This is a genomic window from Photobacterium sp. R1, assembly GCF_054600795.1.
Genome location: NZ_BAAHZP010000837.1, coordinates 1 through 246, shown reverse-complemented (window position 1 = coordinate 246; position 246 = coordinate 1). Strand labels below are relative to the sequence as shown.

Genomic DNA, 246 nt, shown 5'->3' with positions numbered 1-246 from the left:
AATTCTGGTTTCCCTGCTTTATCACCGACAGCTGAATGAAGAGTGGGTCGCAGAAGCGAAAGCCCTGAAGCAAAGGCTGAATGATGAAGGGTTCAATCTCAACCTGATCGGTCGTGCACGTAAACAGAAAATCGTGCTGGATCAGGATTATGTGATTGAAAAACTGACGGTTCACGACCAAACACTGACCTATCAGCAGGTCGAAAACAGTTTTACCCAGCCAAACGGCGAAGTGGCGCAAAAGAT

The 246-nt window shown here is 47.2% G+C and carries 1 pseudogene; it reads left to right on the top strand.

Annotation, left to right across the window (positions count from 1 at the left end):
- Positions 1-246, top strand: a pseudogene (locus ACYP03_RS27435) (tRNA (uridine(54)-C5)-methyltransferase TrmA); the annotation flags it as partial.